Annotated in this window: 16 protein-coding genes; 10 read left to right on the top strand and 6 right to left on the bottom strand. The window is 57.7% G+C overall.

Annotation, left to right across the window (positions count from 1 at the left end):
• The first annotated feature begins 43 nt into the window (after window positions 1–43).
• A complete protein-coding gene (locus FFH90_RS11290) occupies window positions 44–835 on the top strand; it encodes a transporter substrate-binding domain-containing protein (protein ID WP_138867191.1) in 792 nt (263 codons plus the stop codon).
• Window positions 836–965: 130 nt separating this feature from the next.
• Here the strand turns inward: FFH90_RS11290 and FFH90_RS11285 are convergent, their stop codons facing one another.
• Window positions 966–1,163 carry a hypothetical protein gene (locus FFH90_RS11285; RefSeq protein ID WP_019582096.1) on the bottom strand — a complete coding sequence of 66 codons (198 nt, stop codon included), beginning with the start codon at window positions 1,161–1,163 and terminating at the stop codon, window positions 966–968.
• A gap of 505 nt (window positions 1,164–1,668) precedes the next feature.
• Here FFH90_RS11285 and FFH90_RS11280 point away from each other — a divergent pair.
• The 4 genes from FFH90_RS11280 (at window position 1,669) to tal (ending at window position 7,580) form a co-directional block, all read left to right on the top strand.
• Window positions 1,669–2,127 carry a hemerythrin domain-containing protein gene (locus FFH90_RS11280; protein WP_138867190.1) on the top strand — a complete coding sequence of 153 codons (459 nt, stop codon included), beginning with the start codon at window positions 1,669–1,671 and terminating at the stop codon, window positions 2,125–2,127.
• 395 nt (window positions 2,128–2,522) lie between these two features.
• Entirely contained in the window at window positions 2,523–5,000 is a 2,478-nt protein-coding gene (locus FFH90_RS11275) for a hypothetical protein (RefSeq protein ID WP_138867189.1), read from the top strand.
• Between the two features lie 285 nt (window positions 5,001–5,285).
• Complete coding sequence (gene dusA / locus FFH90_RS11265; RefSeq protein ID WP_138867188.1) at window positions 5,286–6,296, top strand: tRNA dihydrouridine(20/20a) synthase DusA; 1,011 nt, start codon at window positions 5,286–5,288, stop codon at window positions 6,294–6,296.
• 357 nt (window positions 6,297–6,653) lie between these two features.
• Window positions 6,654–7,580, top strand: a complete 927-nt coding sequence (gene tal / locus FFH90_RS11260) for a transaldolase (protein WP_018928139.1) — start codon at window positions 6,654–6,656, stop codon at window positions 7,578–7,580.
• Between the two features lie 141 nt (window positions 7,581–7,721).
• Here the strand turns inward: tal and rssC are convergent, their stop codons facing one another.
• Together rssC and rssB are read right to left on the bottom strand one after the other, a co-directional pair.
• Entirely contained in the window at window positions 7,722–8,204 is a 483-nt protein-coding gene (rssC, locus tag FFH90_RS11255; protein ID WP_007935262.1) for an anti-sigma factor antagonist RssC, read from the bottom strand.
• Complete coding sequence (gene rssB / locus FFH90_RS11250) at window positions 8,204–9,385, bottom strand: two-component system response regulator RssB (protein WP_018928140.1); 1,182 nt, start codon at window positions 9,383–9,385, stop codon at window positions 8,204–8,206. Before rssB ends, rssC begins: the two co-directional genes overlap by 1 nt.
• A 276-nt stretch (window positions 9,386–9,661) precedes the next feature.
• Between rssB and FFH90_RS11245 the strand changes: the two genes are divergently transcribed.
• The gene (locus tag FFH90_RS11245; RefSeq protein ID WP_007935265.1) at window positions 9,662–9,961 is read left to right on the top strand and encodes a PilZ domain-containing protein; all 300 of its coding nucleotides are present in this window, start codon (window positions 9,662–9,664) and stop codon (window positions 9,959–9,961) included.
• 72 nt (window positions 9,962–10,033) lie between these two features.
• Here FFH90_RS11245 and FFH90_RS11240 read toward each other — a convergent pair whose 3' ends face one another.
• On the bottom strand, window positions 10,034–10,723 hold the full coding sequence (locus FFH90_RS11240) for a VacJ family lipoprotein (RefSeq protein ID WP_138867187.1): 690 nt from the start codon (window positions 10,721–10,723) through the stop codon (window positions 10,034–10,036).
• 199 nt (window positions 10,724–10,922) lie between these two features.
• Here FFH90_RS11240 and FFH90_RS11235 point away from each other — a divergent pair, with 199 nt between their 5' ends.
• Together FFH90_RS11235 and FFH90_RS11230 are read left to right on the top strand one after the other, a co-directional pair.
• Window positions 10,923–11,543 (top strand): hypothetical protein, encoded by a 621-nt coding sequence (locus FFH90_RS11235; protein ID WP_064616956.1) that lies wholly within the window; start codon window positions 10,923–10,925, stop codon window positions 11,541–11,543.
• Between the two features lie 110 nt (window positions 11,544–11,653).
• Complete coding sequence (locus FFH90_RS11230; protein ID WP_018928143.1) at window positions 11,654–11,917, top strand: DUF4404 family protein; 264 nt, start codon at window positions 11,654–11,656, stop codon at window positions 11,915–11,917.
• Window positions 11,918–12,002: 85 nt separating this feature from the next.
• Here the strand turns inward: FFH90_RS11230 and queF are convergent, their stop codons facing one another.
• Window positions 12,003–12,833, bottom strand: a complete 831-nt coding sequence (gene queF, locus FFH90_RS11225) for an NADPH-dependent 7-cyano-7-deazaguanine reductase QueF (RefSeq protein WP_019649410.1) — start codon at window positions 12,831–12,833, stop codon at window positions 12,003–12,005.
• Window positions 12,834–12,894: 61 nt separating this feature from the next.
• The gene (locus FFH90_RS11220; protein ID WP_138867186.1) at window positions 12,895–13,431 is read right to left on the bottom strand and encodes a plastocyanin/azurin family copper-binding protein; all 537 of its coding nucleotides are present in this window, start codon (window positions 13,429–13,431) and stop codon (window positions 12,895–12,897) included.
• Window positions 13,432–13,584: 153 nt separating this feature from the next.
• On the opposite strand from FFH90_RS11220, the gene FFH90_RS11215 reads away from it, so the two are divergent.
• Window positions 13,585–14,265 (top strand): heavy metal response regulator transcription factor, encoded by a 681-nt coding sequence (locus tag FFH90_RS11215; protein ID WP_019649412.1) that lies wholly within the window; start codon window positions 13,585–13,587, stop codon window positions 14,263–14,265.
• On the top strand, window positions 14,265–15,614 hold the full coding sequence (locus FFH90_RS11210; protein ID WP_138867185.1) for a heavy metal sensor histidine kinase: 1,350 nt from the start codon (window positions 14,265–14,267) through the stop codon (window positions 15,612–15,614). The genes FFH90_RS11215 and FFH90_RS11210 overlap by 1 nt, the downstream gene beginning before the upstream one ends.
• The last annotated feature ends 9 nt before the right edge of the window (window positions 15,615–15,623 follow it).

Raw genomic sequence — 15,623 nt, 5'->3', positions numbered from 1 at the left:
GATCCAGCCTTGCCCCCCACTCCATCACAAAAGCCCGATAACGATGAAAACCATAAAAAGCACATTGCTGCTCAGTGGCCTGCTGGCGCTATCCTGCGGCGCTCAGGCAGAGCAAAGCCCTTCGCACCTGGACACCGTCCTGCAACAAGGCCAACTGCGCGTTTGCACCACAGGCGACTACAAACCCTATACCTTCAAAGGTGAAGACGGCGAATACTCGGGCATCGACATCGCCATGGCCCGCTCGCTCGCCGACAGCCTGGGCGTGAAGGTCGAGTGGGTCCAGACCACCTGGAAAACCCTGATGCCCGACATGCTCGCGGGCAAATGCGACATCGGCGTCGGCGGCATCTCCGTCACCCTGGAACGCCAGAAAAAAGCCTTCTTCAGCACCACCCTGGACGTCGACGGCAAAATCCCGCTGGTGCGCTGCGAAGATCAGGCGAAATACCAGACCCTCGAACAAATCAACCAGCCTTCGGTTCGCCTGGTCGAACCGGCCGGCGGCACCAACGAAGCCTTCGTCCACGCCTTCCTGCCCAAGGCGCAATTGCAGCTGCACGACAACGTGACCATCTTCCAGGAACTGCTGGACAAGAAGGCTGACGTGATGATCACCGATGCGTCGGAAGCGCTGTATCAGCAGAAACTCAAACCGGGGTTGTGCGCGGTCAACCCGACGCAATACATGCAGTATGGGGAGAAGGCATATCTGCTGCCGCGGGATGACATCAGCTGGAAGATGTATGTCGATCAGTGGCTGCATTTGGCCAAGGTGACGGGGAATTACCAGAAAATTCTGGGTCAGTGGATCGCGGTGCCAGAGGCTAAATAGCCCGTTAGTCCATTCCCCGTAGCAGCTGGCGCAGCCTGCGTTCGGCTGCGCAGCAGTCGTAAAATCAGAACACGCGGTTCATCAGGTAAATCACGCAACGGCGAAAACACCCCAGCCGTTGCGTCATTCCTTAGTCGTGCAGCAAGCCCGAGCTGTACTCATTAAAGCTGTTGCCGATGGCGCTCCCACCAAAGTTCACCTTGTTGGGGTTATGGCCATCGAATTGTTGGCAGCCTTCTGAAAAGCAGGAACTGGTGCTCACACCCGAACAGGCGCTCAAGAGCAAAGCACCGGTGATCAGCATGGCTTTGAAGAGGTTCGAGATCATCTTGTTGTTTCCTGTGGGCTGGAGGTGAGGCAGCACGGTCTTAGGTGGTCATCCTATGCCGCGAGCCTGCCCAACTTGATGAAACATTGCTGAGCGACAGCGTTGGTTCAGCATCCTTGTTTTTTCTGAAGCGACACACCTGCTCAATGGCGGCTTTGTGCGGGAGACCTTCGGGTCTGCCGGGTTCCTGGTTTCCCGGTCTTGCAGACCCGCGCACAGCTGCCACCGCATCGATTTGGGCGCTGCTTTCTCATTCCGTTTTCGCGGGCGCAGATCCGGCAGATCAGATAGTGCATATAAACATACACTCGATATTTCAATTTTTTCCAAAGGCGGAAAATTTCCCGGGGTGGGAGCTTTGTGCTCGCCTATACTAAAAAGATTGAACAGTGTCAGCGAGTGCGCTTAACAAGATATTGAAATTATTGAAATTCAGGCGTCTTTTGGAGTGACTGGTTAAAAAACATATTTCTGTGATGATCTGGTGTCGTGACGAGGATTTGACATGAACGTTTTGTTGAAAGAGCTTCTGACCTATCATCACGAAGTGTCTATGAAAATTACGCAGATCAAAGAGTTGCTGAGGAAAATCAGACATGAACCCGATGGAACTGATGACTGCAAGCTGTTGTTCACGATGCTGGAAGCCTTGCATGGTGATGCAGAGCGACACCACCATGAAAATGAAGAACTTATTCGGCTGGCCTTGCTAGAGACTGAGGCGCCGATCCACCAACGGGTCAAGGATATCGAGCGAGATCATCAGGCATTTGGGCGCATTGCTGGACAGTTGAAGATGCTGAAGGATACAACTCACGAAACGAGAGTAATTGCTGACACTATCGATGACTTCATCAAAAAATATTACGATCACATGGACGCCGAGGAGAATATTTTCTTTCCGGCGGCAGATAAGTGGCTTTCAGACGACCAGTGGCAGGAAATCAAGCATCAATGGCATTAATTGGAGCTCGCCGCATACGTTAAAAAATTAGCTACTACTTAGTACTGACCTCACTAAGTAATTACGCGCACACCACGTATTAACTTACAGGGGTGTCCGTATATCGATGGCTCTTTGTTGCAATTCACTCAACCCCTTCCGTTCCTGTTTTCACTCGCTCTCAACTACCTCCGCTAGACTCACCTGAGCCCCGCAAGCCCAATCCTGATAAACTCCCCACCTCCCAGCCTCACCCATTCCAGAAACGCCAATGCCACCAATCACTGCCACACTCGCCCTGCTCTCCCGCCGCTTCTGCGTCGCCCCATTTTGCGTCGGTCAGGCTGGTCGTTGGTAACTCAGCATCTCTCTTTTACGCAAACACGCTTATTTGAAATCGCCCATTTATTCTCGAGGTGAGTCACTCTTCGGATCAACGTACTGACGAAAAAAGCCTGCCTCGATTATTGCTCGATCTACTTTGGCAAATCGCCGTACTGTTGATCCCGATTTTCCTCGTGGCGGTACTACCGCTGTTATGGGCACTCGGTGTGGTACTGGGTTGTACTGCCTTAATGTGGCTGACCGCGCGGGCCGGTTGGCAACGAACCGGCCGAGGGGCTGCACGGCTGATGACCTCTGCCGCACTAGGCCTGGGTTTTAATCTGGGCAGGGCTTTGCCGGCGTACTGGGATATTGCGGGGGCAGCGGCTGTGATGTTCTTCGGGCTGGCTTGCGTCAGTCACTTGGAAAGACGTTTTGGCCTGGTCGATAAAACACAGGCCAAGTCGTCACCGCTATCGCCTGGTCAGTCTTCAGGTGGCGCCAGTGCCTGGGGTGGGGACGAACCTCAGCAAACTCCCGAGGGCGAGCCCATCAGGGTGTTCAACTACAGCGAAATCGCCATGGGCGGGCCCGTGCTGTGCGATTACCTGTTTCCCGATGGAGTGCTGCTCCAGGGCCTTGGGTCGTCGGCTCGCTTCTCGAATGACGGACGTTATTTCGCCGCGCCTTTACCCTCGCGCCAAGCCTGGGGGTTGGTGATTCTGGATCGACAGTTGCGTCAGCTTTACCAGTGTTCGTGTGATGAATTTTGGGAACTGGATGCCTTTAACGACGGCATCCTGAGTGGGCGTTACAGTCCTCTGGTCGACAACGGCGCACGGGAGATCAGCCTGGAGCAACTGCTGACGACGGCTGAAAAGGTCAGCCTGGTGCCCGTTATTGACCTTTGGGTTGAGCCTGGTGACTGGCAAAAAAACCTTGCGCTCGACGCGTTCCGGCATACGTCTCCCGATGGTCAGCAAAGTTTGGACGCCTGTCTGGCGCTGCCGGCCAGCCTGCGTGAATTGCCACAGCCTTGCGCCCCGCTGATGAGCCCGGAATACCGCGTGAGCATAAACGGTGAGCCCACTTCGTTGCTGATCAGGGCCGATACCTCAATCATCTGGAATCACGATAGTCGCTCGTTCGCTTGCCATGCACGGATGGATGATGAGCAACCGCAAGCCCTCGAATACTGGCTCTGGCACGTAGACCGCGGCTGGCAAGCATTGCCTTGTCCGTGGCTATCTGCCGACAGCGAACCTTCCGTGGGTTGGAGCGACCCCCTGGAGCTGGATGACCACTACCTGCGGCTATCGTCCTACTTCGACTACCCGCAGCCTGATCGCGGTCGCTATGGTTATGGCTTGTACAACATACACAGCGACTGTGAATCTCAGGTGGGCCATGATCCGAACGGCCGGGTGCAGGTTGCACAGCGGCACCTGACTCGCGTGCGGTTGGCCGTGCCTCTGGTGGGTGATGGACAGCGAGGCGCGACGATGGTCGAGTCGGCACCATTGACGGGTGATACGCGGGCTCAATTTAGCTGGCGGCAAGACAACAGCCTGGGGCTCGGGGGTTATACCTGCAAGATTGGGGGCTGGGAGTTACCGGGCGTTTGGCTGCTCGATCATCGAGTTTCAGACACTGGACGTTACATCGCATTAATACCGTTCGCCCTGCCGCCCGCCACAGCAGGTCACGTGGTGGTGGTCGACGCACTGGAACGACAATTGATGAACAGCCCTCCTCTGTTGGTCGCACGATTGTTGGACTTTCGTGGGCCGAGACTGAGCCTGGCAGTGATTCGAGGTCGTCTGGATCAGGATCGGCAAAGCAGTCCATTGCAGCGCTTTGATCAATCGCCTTCCGAGGCGGACGATGCCGCTGCATTTTGCCAGTATCGACAGGACTCCCGGCTTTACTACGAGTGGTGTGAGCTCAATGTCAGCCAACAAGGCCTGAGCGCCCTCCCCGATTGGCGCCTGGTTCAACAGCCACAGTCTGCAATCGCCGATGGAAACTTTGTCCAGCCAGCACCGATGGATAAAGATGCCGCGTGGCTGTTCGGTTGTGAAACCGAATACGCCGACAGTTGGCTACGCGTCCAGAGCCCACGCCTGGGCGGGCATTTGCTGACGGCGTCCGGTTGCGCCATCAGCCATCTCGCGCCCTCGATGATCTGGTCCGAGGATGCACGTTATCTCGCGCTGACTCGACTCCATACCAACGTCGACGATGACCACGGAGGTCGCTTGGCATGGCAGATCTTGCTGTTGGATGTCCAGGAGCGAACCTTGAGGCATTCACCTCAGTGGCTCCACAATCGACCACAGTTTGAAGGTTTTAATGCCAATGTCTTGAAGGTGCGTCTATTTCTGCGCGACTGGGAAGCCGAGGATGAAAGAGACCGAGGCTCAATCAGCGCAATGAAGTTGAGCGACCTGCTGGCACTCCCCGCCGAGTCCCTGTGCCCGCACGCAGGACTCTGGCTGACGAAGGATCAACTGTGTCACTCCGAAGCGTGGCAAGCATTGGATACATCGGCTTTACGCCATTGGCGCTAGTCACGTTTATCACTGGCGCTGGCATGGCGCGCAAATAGAGACGAAGCCGACTGAGGCACGTTCGGTTGAGTCACGTTAGATGTCGGGCCTGAGCTTAATCTTGCCTGACAATATCGGAACAGGCGTATCTGTGCCGTGTAACTGGTGCCGCCGTCGGTGCGCTTGCGTGCTCTGATCGTGGCCATAGTCAACTGGTACAATTGTTAAAGAGGTTGGTACATTGTATCAACGCCCCTCAAAACGCCCATTTACCCCCTAAAACCGGCTTTGAACACGTAGAGCGAAATGGTACAGAAATCAGCTACATACTCAGTAAATTCAAGCTCTACAGTGTCTAGACGCTTTAGCGTGGCGCCGATGATGGATTGGACCGACCGCCACTGCCGTTTCTTCCTGCGCCTGCTCTCCAAGCACGCCCTCCTCTACACCGAAATGGTCACCACCGGAGCGCTCCTCAACGGCGATCACGACCGCTTCCTGCGTCACAACGAAGCCGAGCACCCATTAGCTCTTCAGCTCGGCGGCAGCGTTCCATTGGACCTGGCCGCCTGCGCCCGCATGGCCCAGGAGCACGGTTACGACGAGGTGAACCTGAATGTCGGCTGCCCGAGTGATCGGGTGCAAAACAATATGATCGGCGCGTGCCTGATGGGGCATCCGCAGTTGGTGGCCGATTGTGTGAAGGCGATGCGTGATGCGGTGTCGATTCCGGTGACGGTGAAGCATCGGATCGGGATTAATGGGCGGGACAGTTACGAGGAGTTGTGTGATTTCGTCGGCACGGTTCGGGATGCCGGGTGCACGAGTTTTACCGTGCATGCGCGGATTGCGATTCTGGAGGGGTTGTCGCCGAAGGAGAACCGCGACATTCCGCCTCTGCGTTATGACGTGGCGGCGCGGTTGAAGGCGGATTTTCCGGAGCTGGAGATTATTCTCAACGGCGGGATCAAGACGCTGGAGGCCTGTCACGAGCATTTGCAGACGTTCGACGGTGTGATGCTGGGCCGTGAGGCGTATCACAACCCTTATGTGATGGCTGAGGTGGATCAGCAGCTGTTCGGCAGCACCGCGCCGGTGATCACTCGGGCCGAGGCGCTGGCGCAGTTGCGGCCTTATATTGCCGAGCATCTGCTGGCGGGTGGCGCGATGCACCACATCACTCGGCATGTACTGGGGCTGGGCACCGGGTTTCCGGGGGCACGCAAGTTTCGGCAGTTGTTGTCGGTGGATATTCACAAGGCTAAAGAGCCGTTGGCGTTGCTGGATCAGGCGGCAGAGTTGTTGGAGGGACGTTAATCCCTCGTCACTCACTTGCAGGTTTCGCGCGCCGGTGTCCGCGCTCTGTCTCGTTAGAAAATGGCCGCTTTGAAATGGCGGCCGTCACTTGTTCGACCCGAGCGCTCAAAGGTCTAATTCGCAAGCTGGTCAAATCGGTAAGCATTGAGGACATGACCCAGGCCTGCTCAGCACGCTAACCGTCACCTCCATTGAACCTGCCCTCCATTTCAGCATCGTATTTACCGAGACCACGCCCCGCCTTTCAAACATCTGTTTCCAGGATGTTGCCACTGGGGCCTTCGATACGCACATGCACCCTTGAGTGGCTGTCAGCGCTCGGGTAATGTCATTAGACCCATAGGACAGAGCACGCCCATGACTTCCAAGCTGGAACAACTCAAACAAATGACCACCGTGGTTGCCGACACTGGCGACTTCGAAGCAATCGCTCGCGTTAAACCCGTGGACGCCACCACCAACCCTTCCCTGCTGCTCAAAGCGGCGGCCATTCCCGGTTATGCCGAGTTGCTGAACGCTTGCGTCAGCGACTGCAAGGGCGATGTGGGCCTGGCCAGTGACCGTTTTGGTGTGGCGGTGGGGCAAGAGATTCTGAAGGTGATTCCTGGCCGTATTTCCACTGAAGTGGATGCGCGCCTGTCGTTCGACACTGACGCCGTATTGAAGCGTGCGCACCGTCTGATCGACTTGTACGAAAAGGCCGGCGTTGGCCGTGACCGTGTGCTGATCAAGATCGCTTCGACCTGGGAAGGCATCCGCGCTGCCGAGAAGCTGGAAAAGGAAGGCATTCAGACCAACCTGACCTTGCTGTTCTCTTTCGCTCAGGCGGCGGCATGTGCTGACGCTGGAGTTTTCCTGATTTCGCCGTTCGTGGGCCGTATCTACGACTGGTACAAGAAGGCCACCGGCAACGACTACACCGGCGCGGATGATCCGGGCGTGCAGTCGGTGACGCGCATCTACAACTACTACAAGGCCAATGACTACAAAACCGTAGTGATGGGTGCCAGCTTCCGTAATCTGAATCAGATCGAACAGTTGGCCGGTTGTGATCGGTTGACCATCAGCCCTGATCTGCTGGAGAAACTGGCGGCGGATACCGGCAAGCTGGAGCGCAAATTGGTGCCGGGGCATACGGGTGAAGCGCGTCTGAGCTTGAATGAAGCGCAGTTCCGTTGGTTGTCCAACGAGGATGCGATGGCGACCGAGAAGCTGGCTGAGGGCATTCGTCAGTTTGCTCGGGACCAGGAGAAGCTTGAGGCGTTGTTGCAGGCCAAGCTGTGATTTGAGTTAGCTGGATGCAAAAAGGGCGAACCATGGGTTCGCCCTTTTTTTGCGTTGAATTCGGGTAATGGGCTTAGCACTGGAAGATGTGGTGATTGTTAGGGCGCCTTCGCGGGCAAGCCCGCTCCCACAGGGAATTAATCAGTGACGCTCCAGCGCGTTCACCAGGTCATGAAACGCCTCACGGTTGGAGTCGTTCAGGCCCATGAGGATTTTGTGTGCTTCGAGGACTTTGATCCGCACCACTTCTTCGGACTGGTCCTGGTCTGGCAGGTCGGTCAGGCATTCAGGGCATGGGATCGGGCGGTCAACGATGTTGAACACTTGCTCGAAGCCCATCGACTGCAGCAGACGGGTGATGTCTTCGTGGGTGGTGACGACAGTCGGCAACAGGCCGACTTTTTGCCGCGACAGGATCGACAGCTTGGCCAGCAGGCCCAGGGTGGTGCTGTCGATGCTACGGGTTTCAGTCAGGTCGATCACGATGGCGTTGAAGTTCAACGCAGTGAAGATCCGCTCAATAGTCGCATCCAACGCCGAACACAGGGTCAGGCGAACTTCACCGACGAACTTCAGGACGAAGGTGCCGTCCTGCTCGGCGAACTGGATTCTACCGGTACTCATTAAAGATTCCTGCTCAACACCAACAGGGCGATATCATCCGGCATCTCCCCTAGCGTGGCCAATCCAAAAACCTGGCGCAGACCATCCAGGCTGCCGCCCGCCGCTTTCACCCGTTGAGGCAAAGCAGCTTCTTTATCTTTGAGTGTGGGTTCTGGCAAAAGGTCCAGAATGCCATCAGACATCAGCGTCAGGCTGAATACCGGCGGCAGCTCCAGTACGTGGTCTTCGTAGGTGGCTTCATTGAAGAGGCCCACCGGCAGACCACGCCCTTCCAGGTAACGAACACTGTCTGGCGTGTACAACACGGGCAACGGCAGATGACCGCCGATGCTATAGGTCAACAAACCTGTCTCCTCGTCGATGACTCCACCGACCATTGTGACGTGTTTACCCAGCTTACAACTGATCAGGCCCCGGTTGATATGACCAAGGACTTCTGAAGGCTTGAATTCCGGCAATGTGCCGTTGCGCTTGGATTCGAACAGCAAGCGCGTGGTCATGAACTTCAGCAGCACGGTAACGAAGGCTGAAGAGGCGCCATGACCGGAAACGTCCGCCAGGTAGAACGCTACCCGACGCTCGTCGACCCGAAAGTAGTCGACGAAATCGCCCGACAGGTACAGCGACGGGATGATCTGGTGCGCAAACTGGAACTCGTTGATGGTCCAGGGGCTCACCGGCAGCATGTTCATCTGCACCTGGCGACCGGCGTTCTGGTCTTCCTGGAGCAAGTTCAGGCTGGCTTCGAGCTCGCGGTTGGCCTTTTCCAGCTTCTCGCGGTAGCGCTGGTTTTCCAGCAGCAGACGCGCACGATCCAGGGCACGGCGCACGGAGTGCTCGAGTACGGCGAGATCTTCGAGAGGCTTGATCAGGTAGTCCGCTGCGCCCAGGCGCAGGGCCTCGACGGCGTCGTTCATCACGCCGGCGCCCGAAACCACGATTACCGGGGTTTGCGGCGACAGTTCGGTGACCTGGCGAATGAGTTCGAGTCCGCCCATCTGCGGCATGCGCAGATCGCAGATGACCAAGTCGGGCTTGTCTTGCTCGAATACCTGAAGACCCTGCTGGCCATTGCTGGCCTGCAGGACACTGAAACCACTGTCTTCCAAGTAGGCCGCGAGGCTCGCACGCACTACTTCGTCATCATCGATTATCAGCAGCGTGGCACTGGTTTTTGGCATGTGGGCAAACGGCGCCAGAATTAGGTTGGCGTAGCAGGCTGGGCATTTGGCCCTGCACACACTACTGGATTCGCTTTCTAGCCTCTCTGCTGCACCGTTTTCGAGCGTTTGCCCTACTCACTGTTCCACCAGAGGTGCCCTTCTAAGGCGCAGACGGTACTCCCATCCGCGAGGCGTTTCAAGCTCACGCCGATGGTCGCTTGACGTCTTTACTTGTCAAATCACCGAGAGTTATAAGAACAGGCAAAACCGTAACCCAAAGGAAGGATCGAGCCCATGAGCCAAACCGATCGGGACTACAGCGAAAAGCGCGATTTCATCCGCATGCGGGTTGATGCCGATGTGTCGCTGATTCATGAAGGCGATGAGGTGCAAGCCGTCTGCATCGACCTTTCCAGCAGTGGCATGCAGCTGGAGGCGCCCCGCTCATTCAAGGTCGGTGACCGGCTCAGCGTGCGGATCGATTCCGATCACGCAGCGCTCAAAGGCCTTGAAGCCGACACCGAGGTGGTGTGGGTGAAAGCACAGGACGGTGGCGGCCAGAAACTCGGGCTTACAATCCTGAAGATGAAATAGCCCTGACTTCACCCGCAAGCCAAACGAAAGAAGGCGGCCAATTGGCCGCCCTCTTCGTTTTACCGGTCGAGATTAAAAATCGTCTTCGACCTTACCGTCCTTGACCTTGAATTCGCGGTTTTGCAGGTATGCATTGCGAATAAAGGTGTATTTGTCGCCAGTGACCAGTTTCTCGGCTGACAACAGGCTGGCGCGAGTGTCGACGATGTTCAGGCCGTAAATCGAGTTACGTACCGGTATATCGTTGATGTAAGGGTACGGACCGGTATAGCCGTCGACATACTTGGAAGGCGTATCACGCAAGGTGCTTGGACCCAGCAGCGGCAGCATCACGTACGGACCGCTGCCCACGCCCCAGTAACCGAGGGTCTGGCCGAAGTCTTCGTCGTTGCGGTGCAGGCCCATCTTGGTGCCCACGTCGAAGAAGCCCAGCAGGCCGAAGGTGGTGTTGAAGATCAAACGTGCGGTGTCGACGCCAGCCGCAGCGGGCTTGGCCTGCAACACATCGTTGGCGAGGTTGGTCACATCGCCGACGTTGCGGAACATGTTGTGGATGCCGTCTTCCAGGAACTGCGGTGTGACGAACTGGTAGCCCTGAGCCAACGGCTTCAGTGCGTAGGTGTCGACAAAGTCGTTGAATTTGTAGATCGGGCGGTTGATGCTTTCCCAAGGGTCTTCTTCCGTGGCGGCCTGAGTCGCAAACGGAACCAGCAATACACTGGCACACATACAAAGCTGAGCGAGTCGATTGCTCCAGCGCATAAGAAACTCCTTGGATTGTACTGACGCGGGCGCTTGGCCCAGGCGCAAAGACCGCTAGTATATGACGGAAAACCCGGTTTAGGCAGCATCGTGCACGATGGTCTACGAACGACGCCTCCTGACGGCGAGCGATTCACATCCGTGTCACTCGATTGTCATCGTCCATGAATAGCCTTGTCGCTATTTCAGGGACGTTTCCATGCCGCACGCCGAAGTCTTGCCCCTTGCCGCACCGAATCTGACCGCCGTGCTGTTCGGTCTCAGTGGTTGCCTGGTGGATTTCGGCGCGCGCACGCGTCAGCACGGCACCGTTTCTGCCGAGCATGCCGAGGTCACGCCCGGCGCCCTGGAGAGCCTGTCCAGCTTGCAGCGACAACGGATTCCCTGCGCCTGGCTTGATGAACTACCCCCTGCCCTCAGCCATTCTCTGGCCGTCGCACTTCCGGCCTGGATCAAATCTTTGCAACACTCGGAAACAATCAATCCATGGCCGGCCCCGAATGCCTGCTGGCAAGCCTTGATGGCGTTGAATGTCGAGCGCCTGGACGGTTGCGTGCTGGTCAGCGGCGAGCCGCGACTGCTGCAATCGGGCCTGAACGCCGGGCTGTGGACCATCGGCCTGGCGTCGTGCGGCTCACTATGCGGGCTCGCGCCGAACGAATGGCAAGCCTTGAGCCAGAAGGAACGGGAACACTTGCGCGGCAAGGCGACGGTGCAGTTGTTCGGCCTTGGCGTGCATTCGGTGATCGATCATCTGGGCGAGCTCGATACCTGCCTGGCCGATATCAGCCTGCGTCGGCTCAAAGGCGAAAAGCCCTGACTGAGATCATGCAGGTTGCGCGCGAGTGGATTAATCTAAAGGTCAGCCATAGACCTTTTGGCGCGCCGCTGCGGTCTATGCCAGTGCCTATTGATAAAAGGAAGAACGCCATGCCCGCCCGCGAACTGCAAGATCAGCTCAATAAACTGCGCGAGCAATTGGAACAGAATCCGCCACTGACCGAAGCCGAGCGCGAAGACCTGCACGCGCTGATGCAACAGATCCAACTGGAGCTTGAGCTGGAAACCAAAACCCAGGACACCAACCTCGCCGACAATGTGAATCTGGCCGTCGAGCGCTTCGAACTCGAACATCCCACATTGGCCGGCACCTTGCGCAACATTGTGCAAGCCTTGGGCAATATGGGGATCTGAACCTGCCAGATGCAAAAAAGCCCCGCTATCGATAGCGGGGCTTTTTCATATCCGGGATGTGCAAATGCAATCCCACACTGGCTCTTTATTGTCGGACCAAGCGATGGTTCGGCAGTTGCACCTCTTCGGTGCTGCGATACGGGTTGATGTCCAATCCACCACGACGCACATACCGCGCGTACACCGTCAATTTCTCCGGCTTCAGCAACCGCTGCAGGTCGAGGAAAATCCGCTCTACGCACTGCTCATGGAAGTCCGAGTGCTGGCGGAAGCTCACGATGTATTCCAGCAAACTCGCGTGATCCAGCGCCGCGCCACGATACTCCACCACCACGCTGCCCCAGTCCGGCTGACTGGTGACCGGGCAGTTGGATTTGAGCAAGTGGCTGTGCACGCACTCTTCAACGATGCGCGACTCATCGCAACGCAGCAGTTCCGGACGCGGATGCTCATAGTTGCTGACACTGATGTCCAGGTCATCGATGCACACACCCGGCAACGCCACGACGCCTTCCGCCTCTACCTCTTTCAGGCTGCGAACCCGCACGCCCACCGATTTGCCGGCAGCGGCCGAGAGGTCTTTCACCAGCGTCGCTTCAAGGCTGGCGGTGTCGGCAAATGGCGTCTGGTTCAACGAGTTGAGGTACAGCTTGAACGACTTCGACTCGATGATGTTCGGCGAATCCGCCGGGATGCTGAATTCGCCGATCGCCACCACAGGCTTGCCGGACGGCAATAGCCACGACAGCTCGAAGCAGTTCCAGAAGTCCACGCCCTTGTACGGCAGAGTTTGCGCGGTCAGGCCCAGCTCGGCCCATTTCGCTGTGCGCGGGATCGGGAACAGCAAGGACGGCGTGTAGGTGGCGATGTATTCGCTGGATTTGCCCAGCGGCGAATGTTCGGCTGCGGGATGCATGGCGGAAACCTGACTGAAGAATCAGCGGATTCTACCAGCCTTTGCTCCCGCCTTTGAGTGCTTACTGACTGACTGTCAGTTTGCCGACCATACCGGCCTGGTAATGGCCGGGGATGTTGCAGGCAAATTCCAGGTTAGTGGCCTTGGTGAAGGTCCAGGTCAGCTCGGCGGTTTTACCCGGCTCCACCAACACACTGTTGGGGTCGTCATGCTTCATGCCGTGATCCATGGCGCCATGATCCATTCCGGCCATGGAACCGTGGTTCATGGCCTTCATGCCTGTAGGCATCAGCATGCCGCTTTGCTGCATCTGGAGCATTTCCTGCTGATGCCTGGCATGCATCGGTGCATCGCCGAGGTTGAATTCATGCAGCAACTGGCCTTTATTCACCAGTACGAGACGCACGGTTTCCCCGGCCTTGATATCGATGGTCTTGGGGCTGAAGGTCATATCGCCCATTACCACTTCAACGCTGCGGGTGGCCTGGGCGGCCGAGGCCGGTTGACCGAAATCGTAGGTCTGCGCCGGTGAGGCTTCCAGCCCTAAACTCAGAGTCAGCAAACAAGCGGCCAGTGCCAGACGCTTTTGCAAAAACATAGTCGTACTCCAACAAGATGAGGTTCAGCTTGTGGGAAACTCTACCAGCCGGCTCTGCCAGCTACCTGACAGGCAGATTACAACTTTGTCAGATTGGCCAGCTTCCTCGCCGCCCACGGTATAACGCACCTGTTCCAACTACCCGAGTCGCCCATGAAACTGCTGATCGTCGAAGACCAACCGAAAACCGGCCAATACCTGCGCCAGGGCCTGACCGAGGCCGGGTTCAATACCGAACTGGTGGCAGACGGCACCACCGGCCAGCAGCTGGCCTTGAGTGGCGATTACGCCTTGTTGATTCTCGATGTGATGCTGCCCGGACGCGATGGCTGGCAGATTCTGCAAGCGGTGCGCGGTGCAGGCCTGGACACGCCGGTACTGTTTCTGACCGCACGAGATGCGGTGGAGGACCGAGTCCATGGCCTGGAACTGGGCGCCGACGATTACCTGGTCAAACCTTTCGCCTTCTCCGAACTGCTGGCCCGGGTTCGCAGCCTGCTGCGTCGCGGCAGCGCCACGCCCCAGGAAACCAGCCTGCAACTGGCCGATTTGCGCCTGGACCTGATCCGTCGCCGGGTCGAGCGTAACGGTCAGCGCATCGACCTGACCGCCAAGGAATTCGCCCTGCTGGAAATGCTCCTGCGGCGCCAGGGCGAAGTTCTACCCAAGTCGCTGATCGCGTCCCAGGTGTGGGACATGAATTTCGACAGCGACACCAACGTCATCGAAGTGGCGATCCGCCGGTTGCGCCTGAAGATCGACGACGATTTCCCGAACAAGTTGATTCACACCGTGCGCGGCATGGGTTACGTCCTTGAAGAGCGCCCCGCCTGATGCGCCGGCTTTCATTAAGCAACCGCCTGGCACTGCTGTTTGCCGCCTGCACTGCGGTGGTGTCGTTGTTCGCCGGGGTGTTGTTCAGCCGCGCCAGCGAGGCGCACTTTGTCGAGTTGGACCAGCAGTTGCTGGATGACAAATTGATTGGTTTACGCCGGGCGCTGGATGACATTCAGGCCGGCGACGCCGAGGCCAGGCTGGCCGATGAATTGAGCCGACAGGCCGATCTTTCGCTGCGCATCATTAGCAGTGACGGCCAACGCATGTACGACAGCTCGCCCAGCGTGCCCAAAGATTTACCGCGCAAGCGTGGCCTGTCGACAGTGAGCGACGACGGCACCGATTACCGCGTCCTGAATGCGCCGCTGTTCCTCGACAAACCCGACTCACCGCAACTGACCTTGTTGCTGGACATCACCCATCACCAGCACTTTCTGCAGCGCATGCAGCACCTGATCTGGCTGACGGTCGGCCTCTCGGCCCTGGCTACCGCCCTGCTCGGTGCCTGGGCGGCGCGCAGTGGTTTGCGTCCGTTGCTGCGTATGAGTGCGGTCGCCAGCGGCGTGTCGGCGCAATCACTCAACGCCCGTCTGCCGGAAGCAGACATGCCACCGGAGCTTGCGGAAATGGCCCACAGCTTCAACGCCATGCTCGGACGCCTCGATGACTCTTTTCAGCGGCTCTCGGCCTTCTCCGCCGACATCGCCCATGAACTGCGCACACCGCTGTCGAACCTGCTGACCCACACCCAAGTCACCCTCACCCGCCCTCGCCCCCTTGAGGATTACCGCGAGGCGCTGCACAGCAACCTCGAAGAACTGCAATGGATGGCGCAACTGGTCAACGACATGCTGTACCTGGCCAAGGCTGATCACGGTTTGCTGATGCCCAAGCGCGAACCGCTGGACCTGGCGGAAGAAGCGGATGTGCTGCTGGAGTTTTTTGCGCCGCTGGCTGAGGACGCCCGGGTGAAGTTGAGTCGTGACGGCCACGCGAGTATGCAGGGCGATCGCAGCATGTTGCGCCGGGCACTGTCCAATTTGCTGGACAATGCGTTGCGGTTTACCCCGGCCGGTGGTGAGGTGCGGGTAAAGATTGTCGAGAAACCGGCAGGCTTGAGCCTGACCGTTGAAAACAGTGGTGAAGGGATTTCCGAGGACCTGGTGCCGCGTTTGTTTGACCGCTTCTACCGGGCAGACCCCGCGCGCCGTGAAGGCAGCAGTGAGCATGCGGGATTGGGATTGGCGATCACCCAGTCGATCATCCGCGCCCATGGCGGGCAGATTCGTTGCGAATCGGCCCAGGGGTGGACGCGGTTCATAATTGAGTTGCCAAGAAAGGACTGAGGCCAGCAG

The organism is Pseudomonas sp. ATCC 43928, assembly GCF_005938665.2.
GTDB lineage: Bacteria > Pseudomonadota > Gammaproteobacteria > Pseudomonadales > Pseudomonadaceae > Aquipseudomonas.
This window is presented reverse-complemented; position numbering and strand designations above follow the sequence as displayed.